The organism is Saccharothrix coeruleofusca, assembly GCF_017876325.1.
In the GTDB taxonomy this organism is placed as follows: Bacteria; Actinomycetota; Actinomycetes; order Mycobacteriales; family Pseudonocardiaceae; genus Actinosynnema; species Actinosynnema coeruleofuscum.
On sequence record NZ_JAGINV010000001.1, the window covers coordinates 5,908,537 to 5,924,964 of the forward strand.

Here is a 16,428-nt window from a genome sequence, read left to right on the forward strand (position 1 = left end):
ATCACCAGTTGTCCACGCGCACGTACGCCCGCGACCTCATGAGCACCACCACCGCGCCCGCCACCAGCACCGCCGCCCACCACGGACCGGCGGCGGGCACCAACACCACCGGGACCGCGTTGCGCACCACGGCCGGGCCGACCACCAGCAGCGCCCACAGCACCGAGGTGGCCACCGCCGCGCGGCGCACGCCGACCAGGCCGCCCAGTGCCAGCGCCGCCGAGGTGAGCCCCAGGCACGGCAGCAGCCACCACGCGGCGGAGTCACCGGTGAGCCAGCCGGTAAGCAGCAGCACCGGCAGCACCACCACGAGCACCGCGGTGGTGCGGCGCAGCACCAGCTCCAGCCCGGCCCTGGGCGTGCAGGCGATCAGCTCGTGGGCCGGGTCCAGGCCGCGCGACCAGGCCACGGCCACGCCCAGCACCGGCCCGATCGGCGCGAGCAGCAGGACCGCCGACGGCATCGCGTCGCTGGGCAGCACCAGTTCCAGCACCACCACCGCGAACAGCACCAGCAGCGTCATGATCAGCCACGGCACCAGCGACGGCGTGGCCCAGGTGGCCAGCCGGGTCCAGTGCCGCACCCGCGCGGGCGGGGCGGTCAGCTCGGGCTCCAGGGCGGCCCAGACCGCCGCGCTCAGCGCCGCGACCGGCGGCGGGGCCACGTCGGCCAGCCGCACCCGGCACACCTCGCAGCCCTCCAGGTGCGACTCGACCGCCCACAGCCGGTCCGGCGGGATGTCCGGGTCACCCGCCGCGTAGCGGGCGACCAGCTCGGCGGACGCGTGCTCGTCGCGGTTCACGTCAGTGCCTCCCTCAGCGCGATCCGGGCCCGCCGGGCGCGGGTCTTCACCGTTCCCTCGGGCACGCCGAGCAGCACCGCGGTCTCCCGGACGGTCAGCCCGTCCAGCACCATGGCCTGCAGGACCTGCCGCAGCTCGGGCGCGAGGGCGCGCAGCGCGTCGCCCACGTCGTCGCCCAGCGAGCGGGCCAGGGCCTCGTCCTCGGCGGCGGGCGCGACGGCTTCGGCCACCGGCAGCGGCTGGGCGTGGTGGGCGCGTCTGCGGAAGGCGTCGACCAGCCGCCGGGCGGCGATCGTCCACAGCCAGCCGACGGCGGTGCCGTTCGCGGCCACGCCGGCGAAGGTGCCCGCCGCGCGCCAGACGGCCAGGTAGGTCTCCTGCATGACCTCGGCGACGACCTGCTCGTCGGCGCAGCGGCGGCGCAGGCGCACCGCCAGCCACGGCGACGTGCGCCGGTAGAGCTCCTCGAAGGCGGCGCGGTCGCCCTTGGCCACCGCGCGCACCAACCGCTCCTCGTTCACACCCGGCAAGACGCGCGCGTCGGCGGAACGGTTCTCAGCCCGGAGTGATCCGGGTCACGCTCAGTACCAGGCGTTGCCGCTCTCGGTCTCGGTCGCGTCGGCCTGCGAGGCGGCCCGGTGGGACAGCGCGGCGACCGCCTCCTCCAGCTCGCGCTGGGTGTCCGGGCCCCGCTCGGAGTTCACCGTCAGGGTGATCAGGCTGCGCCCCGCCTCCTCCTCGTCGACGACCGCGAGCGAGCCCTCGCTCCAGGTGAGCACCCGGCGGTCGTGGTCGACCCGCAGGCTGGCGTCGTCGGCGACCAGGCCAGGCAGGTGCTGGGGCAGCGCTTCGGGCTGCGCGAGCAGGTCGAACAGCTGCCGCGCGGGCACGTCGACCGGCGCGTGGTACTCGTAGCTGGCCACATCCGCCTCCTGGCTGCCGGGACCGCTGGAGTACCCCGCCGGGTCCCGGCTAAGCGCTTCAGGTGGTGCGCCAGCCCAGGCGGCCGTCGGTGGTGATCAGCGGCTCGCAGTGGCCGAGCCTGCTGCGGTGCTCCAGCGCCGTGGCGACCTGGTCGAGCATCTCCACCAGGCTGGCCCACTCCGGCTTGAGCATCTTGCGGCTCTCCCGGTCCCACTCGACCACGCACCCGGTCAGCGCGCCGGGCCGCAGGTCCACGGCCAGCGCGTCACCGCAGCCGTCGAAGGCGATGGGCAGCCAGCTCGGGTGGAAGCCCGCCGTGGGCGAGCCCGCCTCCGAAACCGGGTCGGCGGGCCAGAACCCCTGCTTGAGCCGCCACGAGCGCAGCGCGTTGGTCGGCCCCAGCGGCGTGTAGAAGGGCGGCAGCACCTCGGCGAAGGCCAGGTCCTCGGTCCCGCCGCAGACCGACCACCACGCGCGCAGGTCCGCCGGTGGCTCCAGGCCGGTCACCGCCGCCAGTTCCGCGACGGCCGAGTGCTCCTCGGCGGGGCCGAACACGGCCGCGGTCAGGGGGGCGTGGTCGTCGAGCCACGCCACGATTCTTCTCCAATGGCGCAGAACACCCACAACGACATGATCACCTCAGAACGCCGCGCAGGGTACCGCTCATCGGGGCAGGATCCGCGTCAAAACGCCGCGCAGCCGGGTGGATTCGGGCAGGATCTCCCCTGTTCGTCCTACTGAGGGGGAAGCGGTGGAACGGGGATTCGGCGTCGACCCGGCGGCGCTGTCGGCTTACGGCACAACGGCTTCCGGGCTGGCCGACGAGGTCGCGGCGATCGGCACGGCCACCCTCTCCGGGGTGGACGCGCTGCCCGCCGACAGCTTCGGCCGCATCGGCGAGGAGGTCGGCCTCGGCGCGGCCTTCCGGGAGGCGGCGCGGGCCCAAGTGGACGGTGTGGCCGCCGCGGCGGCCGGGCTGTCCGCGCTGGCGGGCGAGGTCTCCCGCACCGGCGCGGCCTACGTCGAGCAGGAGGCGCGGCACAGCGCCGACTTCACCCGCGCCTACCAGGGGTGAGCGTGGACGTCTCGGGGTTCGTCGCGGCGCTGGTCCGGCCGATGAAGGAGGACCTGGCCCGGCTGGAGGGCGACACCGGCGGCGCGACCCGCGCGGCCGACGCCCTCGGGCGGGCCTCCTCGGCGCTGGCCGAGGTCGGCGGCAGGCACACCGGCGCGGCCAACGCTGCGCTGGGCACCTGGTACGGGGAGAAGGCGGGCGCGTTCCAGGACCGGGTGGCGCGGTTCTCCGGCGGGGTGGCCGCGCTGAGCCGCAACGCCACCGCCGCGCAGTCCGCGGCGACGACCGCGGTGGCCGCGGTGAGCGCGGGCCGGACCGCCGTGCAGGGGTTGATCGACGAGTTCACCGGCTGGGCCACGCCCCGGCTGGCGGCGGCGGTCGCGGCGTCGCTGGTCGGCGGGCCGGGCGCGGTGCTGGCGGTCGCCGCGGACGTGACCGCGAAGGCGCGCGAGTACGAGGGCCGGTCCGCCCAGGAGCTGCAGCGGGTCCGCGACGAGCTGACCGCCGTGGCGGCGCGGCTGCGCGCGCTGGAGAAGCCGGACTTCGCGGGCGTCGGCGACCCGCTGGGCGTGGAGGGCGGCGGCACCACGTCGACCTCCAGCGCGACGGGCACCACGTCCACGCCGTCCGCCCCGCCGTCGATCGGCGGTGGCGGCGGTGACGGAAGCGGAGGCGGTGGCGGCGGCACAGGCGGCGGCTCAGGAGGAGGCGGAGGCGGCGGCGGTGGCGGCCCGACCGGTCCCCGGCTGCCCGTGGCCATCCCGCCGCAGCCGGGCACCGGCGTGGGCGTGAACCTGCCGGACGGCAGCTCCGCCGAAGCCCCCAACGAGATCGCCGCGCAGGCGGTGCGCAGGGCGCTGTCCGCGCTGGGCACCCCGTACGTGTGGGGCGGGGCGAACCCGCCGCAGGGCACCGACTGCAGCGGCCTGACCCAGTGGGCCTACGCGGGCGCGGGCTTCGACATCCCCCGACCCGCGTCGTCCCAGGCGATGGGCGCCTCCGTGCCGCCGGACCAGCTGCTGCCCGGCGACCTGGTGGTGTGGGACGGGCACGTGGCCATGGTGATCGGCAACGGGCAGATGGTCGAGGCGGGCGACCCGGTGCAGGTCAACCCGATCCGCACGACCAACAGCGGCATGGGCTTCATGGGCTTCTACCGACCGACGGGCTGAGGACGTGGACGAGACGACGCGGGCGGCCCAGCGGGTCGCCGACACCGGCCACCGGGTGGCCGACCACCTGGTGCGCACCGGTCCGGTGCTGGGCCGGGCCAGCTCACCGGACCGCGCGGTCACCGTGGTCACCGCGCCCGCGGCGCCGCCGCACGAGATCCGGATCAGCCCGGCCGCGCTGCGCCTGGGCCCGGACGCGCTGGGCGCGGAGATCGTGCGCGTGGCGGGCCGGGCGTCCCGCGACGCGGCGGCCCGGCTGCACGCCTCGCTGGCGCGGGTGGTGGACCCGGCGACCGCGCGGGCGCTGGCCGAGATCGGCTTCCCGCCCGGCGCGCCGGAGGACGACGACTTCGGCGGTCACCCCTTCGGGGGTTCCCGATGACGCTGGAGGCGCGGCGGTTCGCCGCGGACCGGCTGACCGAGGTGCTGGCGCGGGTCACCGGCACCGCCCGGCACCCCAGCGGCCTGGTGGAGGTCACCGCCACCGCCACCGGTGAGCTGCGGGCGGTGCGGCTGCTGCCCGCCGCGCTGGGGCACGGCCCGGACGCGGTGGGCCGGATGGTCGTGGAGACCGGCGCGCTCGCCACCGACGCGGCCGTGCGGACCAGCTACAACGAGGTGGCCAAGGCGCTGGGCGACAGCATGGCCATGGCGGTGGAGTCCTTCGCCGGACCACCACCGCCCCCGCCCGCCGCACCCGCCCCGGCCCCACCCCCTCCCCCGGTCGCTCCCCCGCGCGCCAGGCCGCCGGCACGGCCCCGCCCACCGGCCGAGATCGACGACGACGAGTACTTCGCCGACCCGTTCCGTGGCCAGCGGCAGCGCTAGGTGATCGACCCCGTACCCTCTAGTTCCGCATCGCAAAGGGGCATGGGGAGACCGGGAGGTCTGATGGCGCAGGACATCGTCCCGATCGAGCTGGGACTCACCCAGGGTGATGTCGTCACCCTGTGGGCTCCCCGCTGGCGGGAGGAGGGCGAGGAGTGGGAGGCGTTCCTCGGCCACGAAGAGGACCTCTACGCCTTCCCCGACGCCGCGCACCTCGCGGCGTTCGTGCGCGGGGCCGAGGAGCACGACCTGACCGACCACCCGGCGTGGCACGTGGTGCCCGCGCTGTCGGTGGCCGAGCTGTCGCCGGACGACAACCACCAGTTCGACCTGGTCGGCGTGCCGGAGCTGGTCGCCGAGGAGCCCGACACCTGGGTCATCGGCGAGCTGGCCGACGTGGTGTCGATCGTGCGCTCCCTGGCCGACGTGTGCGACCTGGAGAAGGTGCACGAGGTGCTGGACTCGGCGGAGGGCTTCGCGCTGCTGCCGCAGGGCACGCTGCCGTTCACCGGCCGCGAGGGCAAGGCGCTGTGGGCGCAGCTGGGCGAGGTCGTCTCGGAGAAGTGGGACGAGGTGCTGGACGCGATCGACGAGGTCGTGACCACGCCCGAGGTGGACGCGGCGACGCTGGCCACCGCCCAGGAGGAGCTGGCCGCGCTGGAGGAGGCCACGGCGGCCGTCGCCGACGAGGACGACTCGGACGACGAGGACGACGCCGACGACGCGGTCCCCGGCTTCTGGGGCGAGGTCGGCATCGACCCGATCAAGATCCTCACCAGCGCGGGCGAGTACTACACGCTGCGCTGCTACCTCGACGACCAGCCGCTGTTCCTGGGCCGCAAGGGCAGGATCGACGTGTTCGGCTCGCCGCGCGCGCTGTCCCGGTTCATCGTCGAGGCCGACGACAACGACCTGACCGAGGTCTCCACCTGGCAGGAGCTGGTGGTCAAGGCCACCGGCGGCGACCTGGAGGTCGAGGTCGACCCGGACAACGTCTACGTGTTCACCGGCCTGGACGAGGACATCGCCGACGGCCCGGACGCGGTCGACCCCACCCAGCTGGACCTGGTGGTGGAGCTGCTGGAGGACGCCGCCGAGTGGGCGGGCGACGACAGCGTGAAGCTGGCGCTCAACCAGTCCGAGAGCCTGGGCTGGCTGGTGTCCTACGTGCTCAAGCCGGACCCCACGCGGCTCGCGCCCAGCGCCCCGTACGACGCCGAGGTCGCCGCGTGGCGCACGCTGGTCGCCAACTTCGAGGACCGGCTCCGCGTCCACTGACGCGAAAAACGAGGGGGGCGTTCCCGGTGTCGGGAACGCCCCCCTCGTTCTCTCGTCAGTCCCGCAGTGCCGCGTAGCCGGGCTCGATGACGTCCCGGATCAGCGCGCGGCGCTCGTCCAGCGGCAGGAACGCCGCCTTCGCCGCGTTGGTGGTGAAGCGGCGCAGGTCGTCCCAGCCGAACCCGAACTGCTCCACGACGGCGGCGAACTCGCCGCTCACCGTCACGTCGCTCATCAGCCGGTTGTCGGTGTTCACGGTGACCCGGAAGCCCAGCCGGTCCAGCAGCGCGATCGGGTGCTCGGCCAGCGACGCGACCGCGCCGGTGTGCACGTTGGAGGTCGGGCAGGTCTCCAGCGCGATGCGGCGGTCCCGCACGTACGCGGCGAGGTGGCCCACCTCGCCGTCCTGGATGTCCTCCACGATCCGCACCCCGTGGCCCAGCCGCTCGGCCCCGCAGAACTGCACGGCCTGCCAGATCGACTCCGGCCCCGCCGCCTCGCCCGCGTGGATGGTGAAGTGCGCGTTCTGCTGGCGCAGGTACTCGAACGCGGACAGCTCCCTGGTCGCGGGGAACCCGGCCTCGGGGCCCGCGATGTCGAAGCCGACCACCCCGGCGTCGCGGTAGCGCACCACCAGGTCGGCGATCCGCTGCCAGTCGTCGTTCTGGCGCATCGCGCACAGCAGCGCCCGCACCCTGATCCGCCCGCCGGAGGCGGCCTCGCCCTGGCGGAAGCCCTCCTGCACGGCCTCGACCGCCTGCTCCAGGCTCAGCCCCCGCTCGGTGAACAGCTCGGGGGCGTAGCGCACCTCCGCGTAGACCACGCCGTCGGCGGCGAGGTCCTGCGCGGCCTCGGAGGCGACCCGGACCAGCGCGGCCTCGTCCTGCATGACGCCGCAGGTGTGCGCGAAGCCCTCCAGGTAGCGCACCAGCGAACCGGAGTTGGCGTTGTCGCGGAACCAGGCGCCCAGCTTCACCGGGTCGGTGGTGGGCAGGCCCTGGTGGCCGCAGGCCTCGGCGAGTTCGATCACCGTCTGGGGGCGGAGGCCACCGTCGAGGTGGTCGTGCAGCAGCACCTTCGGCGCTGTGCGGATGGCCTCCTGGGAAAGCGGGGTCGGCATGGTCGACACCGTATACCGATCACCGGCCCGGAGGCCGTTGTGCACTCGTGATGCAGAACTTTCCGCTATCGCCCCCCGCCGCCGGTCACCCTCTCGGCGGATGCTCACGCGGAGCACTCACAGGTAGCCGGGCCGTCACCTCCGGGTATGGTCACTCGTTGTCACTCCACGAAGCGGCAATGACGCCGGAACAGGCGGTCCGCGTCAGGGGGTGGTACTGGCCCACCACCCGGCGCGGTTAGGCTCCCGGAGGTCTCCCCCTCCCCTGGACGAAGGCACCCGAGCCGTGAACGAGAACAACAACTCCACGATGTCCTTCGATCGGATGCGCAACATGCTCACGCGCGCCGCGGAGATCCGTGAGAGCGAACAGCAGCAGATCTTCGACGCACTGGACGAGATCCACGCGCGGATGTCCCCGCTCGAGTCGCTGGGTTCCGTTCGCAAGCGCCTGTCCGAGCTGCCCGACCGCACCGAGGTCAGCGTGCTGGCCGAGCGCCTGGACGAGGCGCTGTCGCGGCTGGAGGCGCAGGACAACGCCGTGCAGGGCATCGGCCGCGCGGTCGACGGCCTGGTCGACAAGCTGGCCAAGCCGTTCGCCCAGCTCGACGGCAGGCTCGACGGCGTGGCGGGCCGGTTCGAGGGCGTGGCGGGCCGGATGGACGGCCTGGAGGACAAGCTCTCCCACATCCACAAGCGGCTCGACGACCTCGAACTGCACCTGGACAAGCAGGACGGCAAGACCGACCAGATCCCCGGCGCGGTGACCGCCCCGCTGCGCGAGCGCATCGAGGCGCTGGAGGCCGCCCTGCGCAGCCGCTTGGACGAGGTCGACGAGGGCGTGCACGAGCACCTCGACGGCACCCGCGAGGCGCTGCAGCGCTCGCTCGGCGACTCGACCAGCGCCCTGCACGGCAGGCTCGACGAGACCCGCGACAACCTCAACGCCACCCGCGACGGCTTCCACACGGCGCTCAACGACACCCGCGACGGGTTCCACGCGGCCCTCAACGACACCCGCGGCGCCGTCACCGGCAAGCTCGACGAGGCCCGCGAGGCCCTGCACGCGGCGCTGGACGAGACCCGCGACCGGGTCGACGCCACCGACCGGCTGGAGGCGCTGGCGCAGCGCCTGGAGCAGGTCACCTCGCGCCTGGACACCATGACCACCCGGCTCGACGCCGTGGAGGACGACTTCGCCGCCCGGCTGGGCGAGCTGTCCGGCGTGGTGGAGCAGGGCATCGCCAAGGTCGAGGGCACGCTGTCGAGCAGGCCGGACGCCGACTCGCTGGCGTCGCTGGTGCGCAAGAGCAACCAGGAGTCGGAGCTGCGCATCGGCGGTCAGCTGGACGAGGCGATGGCCACGTTCGCCGAGCTGATCCTCGGCGGCGGCTCGGCGACCCCGCCGCCCCCGCCCACCGCCCTGCCCCGCCCGCAGCGCCGCACCCGCAAGAACGGCCCCAAGCCCGGCGAGAACCACGACGACGACCTCGCCGCCGAAGGCGCCTGATCCCCCGCACCTCCCGAAGGCCCGGCCCGCTCACGCGGCCGGGCCTTCGCCCTTCCCACCCCCGCGAGTCGAACCTCCAGAACCCCCGAATTCAACGCTCAGGACCACCACGCCCGCCCCCGGCGTCACCCGATCATGGGCGTGTCGCCCTCGCGAGTCGCGCGCCCGGACACCCCGAACCGAGCGTTCACGCACCCCGACTCGCACTTTCGCGCCCGACCCGCGCTTCCACGCCCCTCGGGTGGTAGTTACCGGCCCTCACGACGGCCTCCGGTAGTACTTGCCCACGCACCAGGACGGGCGCGCGCAGCGGGGCCCCCGCGAGCGCCATCCTTGGCGACCTGCCGCGCGGCGAGTGCCGCTTTGCTGGACAACCCAACCCGAACGACGAACTCAGGGGTCCTGAGCGTTCGACTCGCGGTACCTGAGCGTTCGACTCGCGGGGGTGGGTCAGCCGCGGAGGGTCTCGCGGATGAGAGGGGTGGCGGGGACGGGGGTGTCGCCGATGACGATGCCGCCCCGCAGCGCCTCCAGTGCCGCGGGCACCGCCTCGGGCGTGTCGGTGCGCAGCTCCAGCAACGGCTGGCCCGCCACCACCACGTCCCCCGGCTTGGCCAGGCAGATCACCCCGGCCCCGGCCTGCACCGGGTCCTCCTTGCGCGCCCGACCGGCTCCCAGCCGCCACGCCGCCACACCCACCGCGTAGGCGTCCAGCGTGGTCAGCACGCCGTCCTCGGGCACCTCGACCACGTGCTTGTGCGCCCCGACGGGCAGTGGCGCGTCCGGGTCGCCGCCCTGCGCGCGGATCATCCGCGCCCACGTCTCGTACGCCTCGCCGGAGGCCAGCACGGCCGCCGGGTCGGCGTCGACGCCCGCGCGGGCCAGCATCTCCCGCGCCAGCGCCAGGGTCAGCTCCACCACGTCCTCGGGGCCGCCGCCGCGCAGCACCTCGACCGACTCGGCGACCTCGACCGCGTTGCCGACCGCCCGCCCCAGCGGCACGGACATGTCCGTCAGCAGCGCCGAGACCCGCAGCCCGTGGTCCACGCCGATGTCCACCAGCGCGTGCGCCAGCGCCCGCGCCTGGTCCAGGGACTTCATGAACGCCCCCGACCCGACCTTCACGTCCAGCACCAGCGCCTGCGCGCCCTCGGCGATCTTCTTGGACATGATCGAGCCGGCGATCAGCGGGATGGACTCCACCGTGCCGGTCACGTCGCGCAGCGCGTAGAGCTTGCGGTCGGCCGGGGCCAGACCGGTGGTGGCCGCGCAGATCACCGCGCCGACCGAGCGCAGCTGGGCGACCACCTCGTCCTCGGACAGCTGGGCCCGCCAGCCGGGGATGGCCTCCAGCTTGTCCAGCGTCCCGCCGGTGTGCCCGAGGCCGCGCCCGGACAGCTGCGGCACCGCCGCGCCGCAGGCGGCCACCAGCGGGGCCAGCGGCAGGGTGATCTTGTCGCCCACGCCGCCGGTGGAGTGCTTGTCCACGGTGGGCCGCCCGACCTCTAGCGACAGCCTGGTCCCGGACAGCACCATCGCCCGCGTCCACCGCGCGGTCTCCGCCGCGTCCATGCCGTTGAGGTAGATGGCCATGGCCAGCGCGGACATCTGCTCGTCGGCCACCACGCCGCGGGTGTAGCCGTCGACGACCCAGTCGATCTGGTCGTCGGTCAGCCGCAGGCCGTCCCGCTTGGCCCTGATGACGTCCACGGCGGTGTGAATCACGGGGTGAGTCACGGGGTGGGTCACGGCAGGTCCTCCGGTCCGAACGCATCGGGCAGCACGCGGCTCATCGGCAGCACCCCGGACGGGGTGTCCACCAGGCACGACGCGCCGCCCAGCTCGTACAGGATCTGCCTGCACCGGCCGCACGGCATCAGCAGCTCACCGAGACCACTCCGGCAGGCCACGGCCACGAACCGCCCGCCGCCGGTCAGCCGCAGCTGCCCGGCCATGGTGCACTCCGCGCACAGGCCGACGCCGTACGCGGCGTTCTCGACGTTGCAGCCGACCACGATCCGGCCGTCGTCGCACAGCGCGGCCGACCCGACCTGCAACCCCGAGTAGGGGCAGTAGGCCGACTGGGCCGCCTCGACGGCCTTGCCCCGCAGCAGCTCCCAGTCGACCTCGGGCGCGCCGTCGACCGCGCCATCCGCCACGACGTCAACCACGGCGGTACACCACCCCGTCGGCGGCGGGCATCCGCAGCCGCTGCGACGCCACCGCCAGCACCACCAGCGTCACCAGGTGCGGCGCGTAGGTGGTCAGCTCGCCGGGCACCTCGTCCAGGCTGTAGTAGATCGCGTACAGCAGCACCGCCGCGACGATGCCGCCCGCGGCGGCGAACCAGCGCCTGCGCACCAGCTGCCACACCACGATCGCGCCCAGCAGCAGCACCGCGCCGTAGACCAGGGCCAGGAAGGTCTGCCCGCCGCTGCGCAGCTGCAGCCCGTCGGCGTAGCCGAACAGCGCCGCGCCGCCCAGCAGGCCGCCCGGCCGCCAGTTGCCGAAGATCATCGCGGCCAGGCCGATGTAGCCGCGGCCGTTGGTCTGGCCCTCCAGGTAGCCGGGCTGGCCGGGGTTGAGCACCAGTGCCGCGCCGCCGATGCCCGCCAGCGCGCCGGAGGCGATGACCGCAGCGTACTTGTACAGGTAGACGTTCACGCCCAGCGACTCGGCGGCCACCGGGTTCTCGCCGCAGGAGCGCAGCCGCAGGCCGAACCGGGTGCGCCAGAGCACCAGGTAGCTGCCCACGACCAGGGCCACGGCCAGCATGGTCAGCGGCGAGACGCCGGTGAGCAGGCCGCGCAGGATGCCCGCCACGTCGGACAGGCCCACCCGCTGCTCGGCCTCCAGCTCGCCCAGCCAGTCCGACAGGCCCGCCGCCGAGTAGGTGTCGAACTTGGGCACCGCGGGCGACTCGCGCGGGTTGTGCGAGACCGGGAAGAACAGCAGCGTCGACAGGTACTTGGTCAGGCCCGCGCCGAGCAGGTTGATCGCCACGCCGGAGACGATGTGGTTGACGCCGAAGGTGACCGTGGCGATGGCGTGCAGCAGGCCGCCCAGCGCGCCGAACACGGCGGCGGCGATCAGCGCCGTCCACGGGCCCCACTGGTAGCCCGCCCACGCGGCGCCCCAGGTGCCCATGATCATCATGCCTTCGAGGCCGATGTTCACCACGCCCGCGCGCTCCGCCCACAGCCCGCCCAGGCCCGCCAGCAGGATCGGCAGCGCCAGCCGCACGGCGGTCTGGATGGTGCCGGTCGAGGTCAGCTGCGGCACGTCGGTCAGGTAGGACGTGGTCGACATCAGCACGATCGCGCCCGCGACGCCGAGCATGCCCACCGCCCAGCCGGGCAGCCTGCGCGCCTTGCGCGGCGGCGGGACCGTGGTGGGCGCCTCGGAGGGGTTCATCAACGACGTACTCACGACGCGGCCTCCAGCTCACGACCGACCCGGCGCTGCTGCGCGGTCAGCTCGACCCGGCGGACCACCTCGTAGGCCACGACGACCGACAGCACGATCGAGCCCTGCATGATCGTCACGATCTCCCTCGGCACGCCCACGTTGTCCAGCGCGAGCCCCGACTTGTCCAGGAACGCCCACAGCAGCGCGCCGAAGGCGATGCCGCCGGGGTGGTTGCGCCCCAGCAGCGCGATGGCGATGCCGGAGAAGCCGATGCCCGCCGGGAAGTTCAGGTTGTAGGTGTGGTCGCGGCCCAGGATCTCGGGCATCGACACCAGCCCGGCGATGGCCCCGGACAGCAGCATCGCGATCAGCACCATCTTCTTGGCGTTGACGCCGCCCGCCGCGGCGGCCGTGGCGGACTCGCCGGAGGCGCGCAGCTCGAAGCCGAACCGGGTGCGGTTCATCATCACCCAGTAGCCGATGCCCAGCAGCGCGGCCAGGAAGACCAGGCCGAAGATGGTGCCCGAGCTGCCCAGCGAGATGCCGGGCACCCAGCCGCTCTCGGCGATCTCCGGGGTGCGGATGTTGTTGCCGCGCAGCTCGCCGAAGACGTCGTCGCCGATCAGGTACGCGGCCAGGCCCAGCGCCAGGCCGTTCATCATGATCGTGGAGATGACCTCGTTGACGCCGCGGGTCACCTTCAGGATCGCCGGGATCGCCGCCCACGCCGCGCCGACCAGCGCGGCGACCACGATGATGGCCAGCGCGTGCAGGCCGGGCGGCAGCACGACCGAGCCGCCGAACACCGCGGCGACCACCGCGGCCACCCGGTACTGGCCCTCGACGCCGATGTTGAACAGGTTCATCTGGAACCCGATCGCCACCGCCAGCGCCGCGATGTAGTACGTGCCGGTGCTGTTGATGATGTCGACCAGCGTCGTGCCCTGGCCGACCTGCGACACCATCGCCCCGAACGCCCGCGCCGGGTTGGCGCCGGAGACCACCAGCGCGATCCCGCACAGCAGCGCGGAGAACAGGATCGCCAGTGCGGGCGGCAGCAACTTGCCGCGCAAGATTCCCATTACCGCTCGCCTTCCACTTCCTGCGCCGCTTCATGGACCGCGTCGCTCGTGGCGCCCGCGCCGGTCATCGCGCTGCCCAGGTCCTCCGGGGTGACCGTGCCGGGGTCGGCGTCGGCGACCAGCCTGCCGCGCAGCATGACCTTGATGGTGTCGGACAGGCCGATCAGCTCGTCCAGGTCCGCGGAGATCAGCAGCACCGCCAGCCCCGCCGCGCGGGCCCGCTTGATCGCGTCCCAGATCAGCGCCTGCGCGCCCACGTCGACACCGCGCGTGGGGTGCGAGGCGATCAGCAGCGAGGGCGCGCCGGACAGCTCCCGGCCCACCACCAACTTCTGCTGGTTGCCGCCGGACAGCGCGGCCGCCGCCACGTCGATGCCCGGCGTGCGCACGTCGAACTCCTCGACGATGCGCCGGGTGTCCCGCTTGGCTCCGTCCAGGTCCAGCCACTGGCCGCGCGAGACGGGCTCGCGGGTCTGGTGGCCCAGGACGCGGTTGGCCCACAGCGGCTGCTCCAGCAGCAGGCCCTGCCGGTGCCGGTCCTCGGGCACGTAGCCGATGCCCGCCTCGCGCCGGGCCAGCGTGCCCAGCTTGGTCAGGTCGCGGTCGCCCAGCAGCACCCGGCCGTGGTGGGCCTTGCGGATGCCCATGATCGTCTCGACCAGCTCGGTCTGGCCGTTGCCCTCGACACCCGCGATGCCGACCACCTCGCCCGCGCGCACCACCAGGTCGATGCGGTCGAGCACCGGGCGGGTGCCCTCCTCGGCGACCAGGCCCAGGTTCTCCACCCGCAGCACCACCCGGTCGGTGACCGTGGACTCGCGGGTCTCCGGGCTGGGCAGCTCGCTGCCGACCATCATCTCGGCGAGCTGGCGGGAGCTGACCGCCTTCGGGTCGGCGGTGCCGACGGTGGTGCCGCGGCGGATCACCGTGACGGAGTCGGCGATCGCGCGCACCTCGTCCAGCTTGTGCGAGATGAACAGGAAGGTGAAGCCCTGCTGCTGCATCGAGCGCAGGGTGGCGAACAGCTCGTCCACCTCCTGCGGCACCAGCACGGCCGTCGGCTCGTCCAGGATGATCACCTTGGCGCCCCGGTAGAGCACCTTGAGGATCTCCACGCGCTGCCGGTCGGCCACGCCGAGGCGCTCCACCAGCACGCCGGGGTCGACGGTCAGCCCGGTGGCCTTCGCCAACTCCTGGATGCGCTTGCGGGCCTTGCCCCCGATGCCGTGCAGCGACTCCGCGCCCAGCACGACGTTCTCCTGCACGGTCAGGTTGTCGGCCAGCATGAAGTGCTGGTGCACCATCCCGATGCCCGCCTTGATGGCGTCGGCCGGGGTGCGGAACCTGACCTGCCTGCCGTTGACCTCGATGGTGCCCTCGTCGGGGTGCTGCATCCCGTAGAGGATCTTCATCAGGGTGGACTTGCCCGCCCCGTTCTCACCGCACAGGGCGTGCACCTCGCCCGCTCTCACGGTCAGGTGCACGTCGCTGTTGGCCACCACGCCGGGGAAGCGCTTGGTGATGCCGGAGAGGACGACGGCAGGGGTCGTAGTGCTCATGGGAAGGACTCCTGGTTCCCGGCCTTCGCCGGGGCTAACCACGCACCAGGCCCCGCGAGTGGTGCTCGCAGGGCCCGGTGCGGTGGTGGCTGATCAGCTGCTCGGCTTGTCCGACACGGTGATCTTGCCCTCGATGATCTGGGCCTTGTACCCCTCGAGGACCGCCTTGAGCTCCTCGTCGATCTTGCCGCCGGAGGTGGCGTAGCCGACGCCGTCGACCTTCAGGTCGAACACCTTGGGCAGGCTGGAGAGGTCGTTCTTGGCGACCGCCTCGACGTAGTCGTACACCGCCACGTCCACCCGCTTGAGCATGGACGAGACGATCACGTCCTTGGACTCGGCGACGGTGGCCTGGTTGTACTGGTCGGAGTCGACGCCGATGGCCTTGGCGTTGGCCGCCTTGGCCGCGGAGAACACGCCCTTCCCGGACGCGCCCGCCGCGTGGTAGAGCACGTCCGCGCCGGACTCGATCTGGCCCTGCGCGGCGACCTGGCCCTTGGTCGGGTCCTGGAAGCCGGAGAAGTCACCGGCCGGGGTGAGGTACTTCTCCTCGATCTTGATGTCCGGGGCGGCGGCCTTCGCGCCCTGCTCGTAGCCCGCCTCGAACTTGCCGATCAGCGGGGTCTCCACGCCGCCGACGAAGCCGATGTGGCAGTTCTTGGACTGGTAGGCGGCGATGACGCCAGCCAGGAAGGAGCCCTGCTCCTCGGCGAACACCAGCGGGGTGACGTTGGTCGCGCCCTCCACCGTGCCGTCCACGATGGCGAACTTCACGTTCGGGAACTCCGGGGCCACCGTCTTCAGCGACTCGGCGTAGGCGAAGCCCACCGTGATGATGGGGCTGAAGCCCTCGCTCGCGAGCTGGCGCAGGCGGGTGAGCTTGGCGTCCTCGGCCTCGTTCGGGGCGGCGGTCAGCTCCCGGATGTTCTCCGGCTTGATGCCCAGCTCGGCCTTGGCCTTGTCCAGGCCCGCGGCGGCGGAGTCGTTGAACGAGGCGTCACCGCGACCGCCGATGTCGTAGGCCAGACCCACCTTCAGCGAGCTGCCGTCGACCTTCTGGCCCGCGGCGCTGCTGGTGGTGTTGGCAGCGGCCGCCGCCGGGGGCTTCTCGCTGAGCTTGCAGCCGCCCTCGGTGCCGGTCGAACCGGACCCGGCGGAGTTGCCGCCGTTGTCCTTGGCGCACGCGGCCATCGACATAACGCTGGTCAGCGCGATCGCGGCCACCGCGACGCCGCGCATTCGACGACGCACAGCTCGTCTCCCTCCCTGCTCTGGTGAGCAGACACATCCCGACGGCGGTGTCGGGCCTCCGAGTCGCGAACCGTACCCCGTGGTAACGACGCTCGCGCACGTGCCGGCTCGCACGTGACCTAATCGTTGGTGCCATCAGGCGACTCCGCCACTTATGGTGACCCGGCGGAATCACCGCGTAGTGATCGGTCACGCGCTGTCAAGCGGTGAACCGGGTGGCGTGTTCACCCGTAGTCCCCAGCGGAGGTCGGGACCAACGGCGGGGTCCCGACCTCCCCGTTTCCAGGTCGGCTCTCCCCCCGTGGCGCACATCACGACCACTTCCTGCCCTGGTCGGCCGCACCCACTGCTCCGTTGGTGGCGCGTTGGGGCCACGTTGGCGGATACCGGTGCACTGAAGGGTGCACCGGTATCCACCC

Annotated in this window: 17 protein-coding genes; 6 read left to right on the forward strand and 11 right to left on the reverse strand. The window is 73.2% G+C overall.

The annotated features are described in order from the left end of the window. Position 1 precedes the first annotated feature (1 nt). Genes JOF41_RS26785 through JOF41_RS26800 form a run of 4 tightly spaced genes read right to left on the reverse strand, consistent with a single transcriptional unit; the run spans position 2 to position 2,320 of the window. Positions 2–802, reverse strand: a complete 801-nt coding sequence (locus tag JOF41_RS26785) for a cupin domain-containing protein (RefSeq protein ID WP_189225711.1) — start codon at positions 800–802, stop codon at positions 2–4. Continuing rightward, positions 799–1,323 carry an RNA polymerase sigma factor gene (locus tag JOF41_RS26790; RefSeq protein WP_189225712.1) on the reverse strand — a complete coding sequence of 175 codons (525 nt, stop codon included), beginning with the start codon at positions 1,321–1,323 and terminating at the stop codon, positions 799–801. The genes JOF41_RS26785 and JOF41_RS26790 overlap by 4 nt, the downstream gene beginning before the upstream one ends. 60 nt (positions 1,324–1,383) lie before the next feature. Then, positions 1,384–1,725, reverse strand: a complete 342-nt coding sequence (locus JOF41_RS26795; protein WP_209622910.1) for an SRPBCC family protein — start codon at positions 1,723–1,725, stop codon at positions 1,384–1,386. Positions 1,726–1,783: 58 nt separating this feature from the next. Next, positions 1,784–2,320, reverse strand: a complete 537-nt coding sequence (locus JOF41_RS26800) for an SMI1/KNR4 family protein (RefSeq protein ID WP_189225714.1) — start codon at positions 2,318–2,320, stop codon at positions 1,784–1,786. Positions 2,321–2,477: 157 nt separating this feature from the next. On the opposite strand from JOF41_RS26800, the gene JOF41_RS26805 reads away from it, so the two are divergent. The 5 genes from JOF41_RS26805 to JOF41_RS26825 all read left to right on the forward strand — a co-directional run bounded on the left by JOF41_RS26805 (position 2,478) and on the right by JOF41_RS26825 (position 6,079). Then, positions 2,478–2,801 carry a hypothetical protein gene (locus tag JOF41_RS26805; RefSeq protein WP_189225715.1) on the forward strand — a complete coding sequence of 108 codons (324 nt, stop codon included), beginning with the start codon at positions 2,478–2,480 and terminating at the stop codon, positions 2,799–2,801. 2 nt (positions 2,802–2,803) lie between these two features. After that, complete coding sequence (locus JOF41_RS26810) at positions 2,804–3,973, forward strand: C40 family peptidase (RefSeq protein WP_229796053.1); 1,170 nt, start codon at positions 2,804–2,806, stop codon at positions 3,971–3,973. A gap of 4 nt (positions 3,974–3,977) precedes the next feature. Then, positions 3,978–4,355, forward strand: a complete 378-nt coding sequence (locus JOF41_RS26815) for a hypothetical protein (RefSeq protein ID WP_209622912.1) — start codon at positions 3,978–3,980, stop codon at positions 4,353–4,355. Next, complete coding sequence (locus JOF41_RS26820) at positions 4,352–4,801, forward strand: YbaB/EbfC family nucleoid-associated protein (RefSeq protein ID WP_209622914.1); 450 nt, start codon at positions 4,352–4,354, stop codon at positions 4,799–4,801. Before JOF41_RS26815 ends, JOF41_RS26820 begins: the two co-directional genes overlap by 4 nt. A 63-nt stretch (positions 4,802–4,864) precedes the next feature. Further along, positions 4,865–6,079, forward strand: a complete 1,215-nt coding sequence (locus JOF41_RS26825; protein WP_189225718.1) for a SatS C-terminal domain-containing protein — start codon at positions 4,865–4,867, stop codon at positions 6,077–6,079. A 55-nt stretch (positions 6,080–6,134) separates the two neighbouring features. On the opposite strand, the gene JOF41_RS26830 is transcribed toward JOF41_RS26825, so the two are convergent. Continuing rightward, a complete protein-coding gene (locus tag JOF41_RS26830; RefSeq protein WP_189225719.1) occupies positions 6,135–7,199 on the reverse strand; it encodes an adenosine deaminase in 1,065 nt (354 codons plus the stop codon). Positions 7,200–7,509: 310 nt separating this feature from the next. Between JOF41_RS26830 and JOF41_RS26835 the strand changes: the two genes are divergently transcribed. Further along, positions 7,510–8,709, forward strand: coding sequence for a hypothetical protein (locus JOF41_RS26835; protein ID WP_209624478.1), 1,200 nt, complete (start codon positions 7,510–7,512; stop codon positions 8,707–8,709). A gap of 450 nt (positions 8,710–9,159) precedes the next feature. Here JOF41_RS26835 and JOF41_RS26840 read toward each other — a convergent pair whose 3' ends face one another. From JOF41_RS26840 to JOF41_RS26865, 6 genes are all read right to left on the reverse strand, one after another. Continuing rightward, positions 9,160–10,434: a thymidine phosphorylase gene (locus tag JOF41_RS26840; protein WP_189225749.1), complete on the reverse strand. Its 1,275-nt coding sequence runs from the start codon at positions 10,432–10,434 to the stop codon at positions 9,160–9,162. Between the two features lie 20 nt (positions 10,435–10,454). After that, a complete protein-coding gene (locus JOF41_RS26845; protein WP_307867544.1) occupies positions 10,455–10,880 on the reverse strand; it encodes a cytidine deaminase in 426 nt (141 codons plus the stop codon). Beyond that, a complete protein-coding gene (locus tag JOF41_RS26850) occupies positions 10,873–12,138 on the reverse strand; it encodes an ABC transporter permease (RefSeq protein WP_372448497.1) in 1,266 nt (421 codons plus the stop codon). Before JOF41_RS26850 ends, JOF41_RS26845 begins: the two co-directional genes overlap by 8 nt. Next, positions 12,135–13,199, reverse strand: coding sequence for an ABC transporter permease (locus JOF41_RS26855; protein WP_189225722.1), 1,065 nt, complete (start codon positions 13,197–13,199; stop codon positions 12,135–12,137). Before JOF41_RS26855 ends, JOF41_RS26850 begins: the two co-directional genes overlap by 4 nt. Next, entirely contained in the window at positions 13,199–14,758 is a 1,560-nt protein-coding gene (locus JOF41_RS26860) for an ABC transporter ATP-binding protein (protein ID WP_209622916.1), read from the reverse strand. Before JOF41_RS26860 ends, JOF41_RS26855 begins: the two co-directional genes overlap by 1 nt. Before the next feature lie 93 nt (positions 14,759–14,851). Next, the gene (locus JOF41_RS26865; RefSeq protein ID WP_189225751.1) at positions 14,852–15,997 is read right to left on the reverse strand and encodes a BMP family lipoprotein; all 1,146 of its coding nucleotides are present in this window, start codon (positions 15,995–15,997) and stop codon (positions 14,852–14,854) included. Between the last annotated feature and the right edge of the window lie 431 nt (positions 15,998–16,428).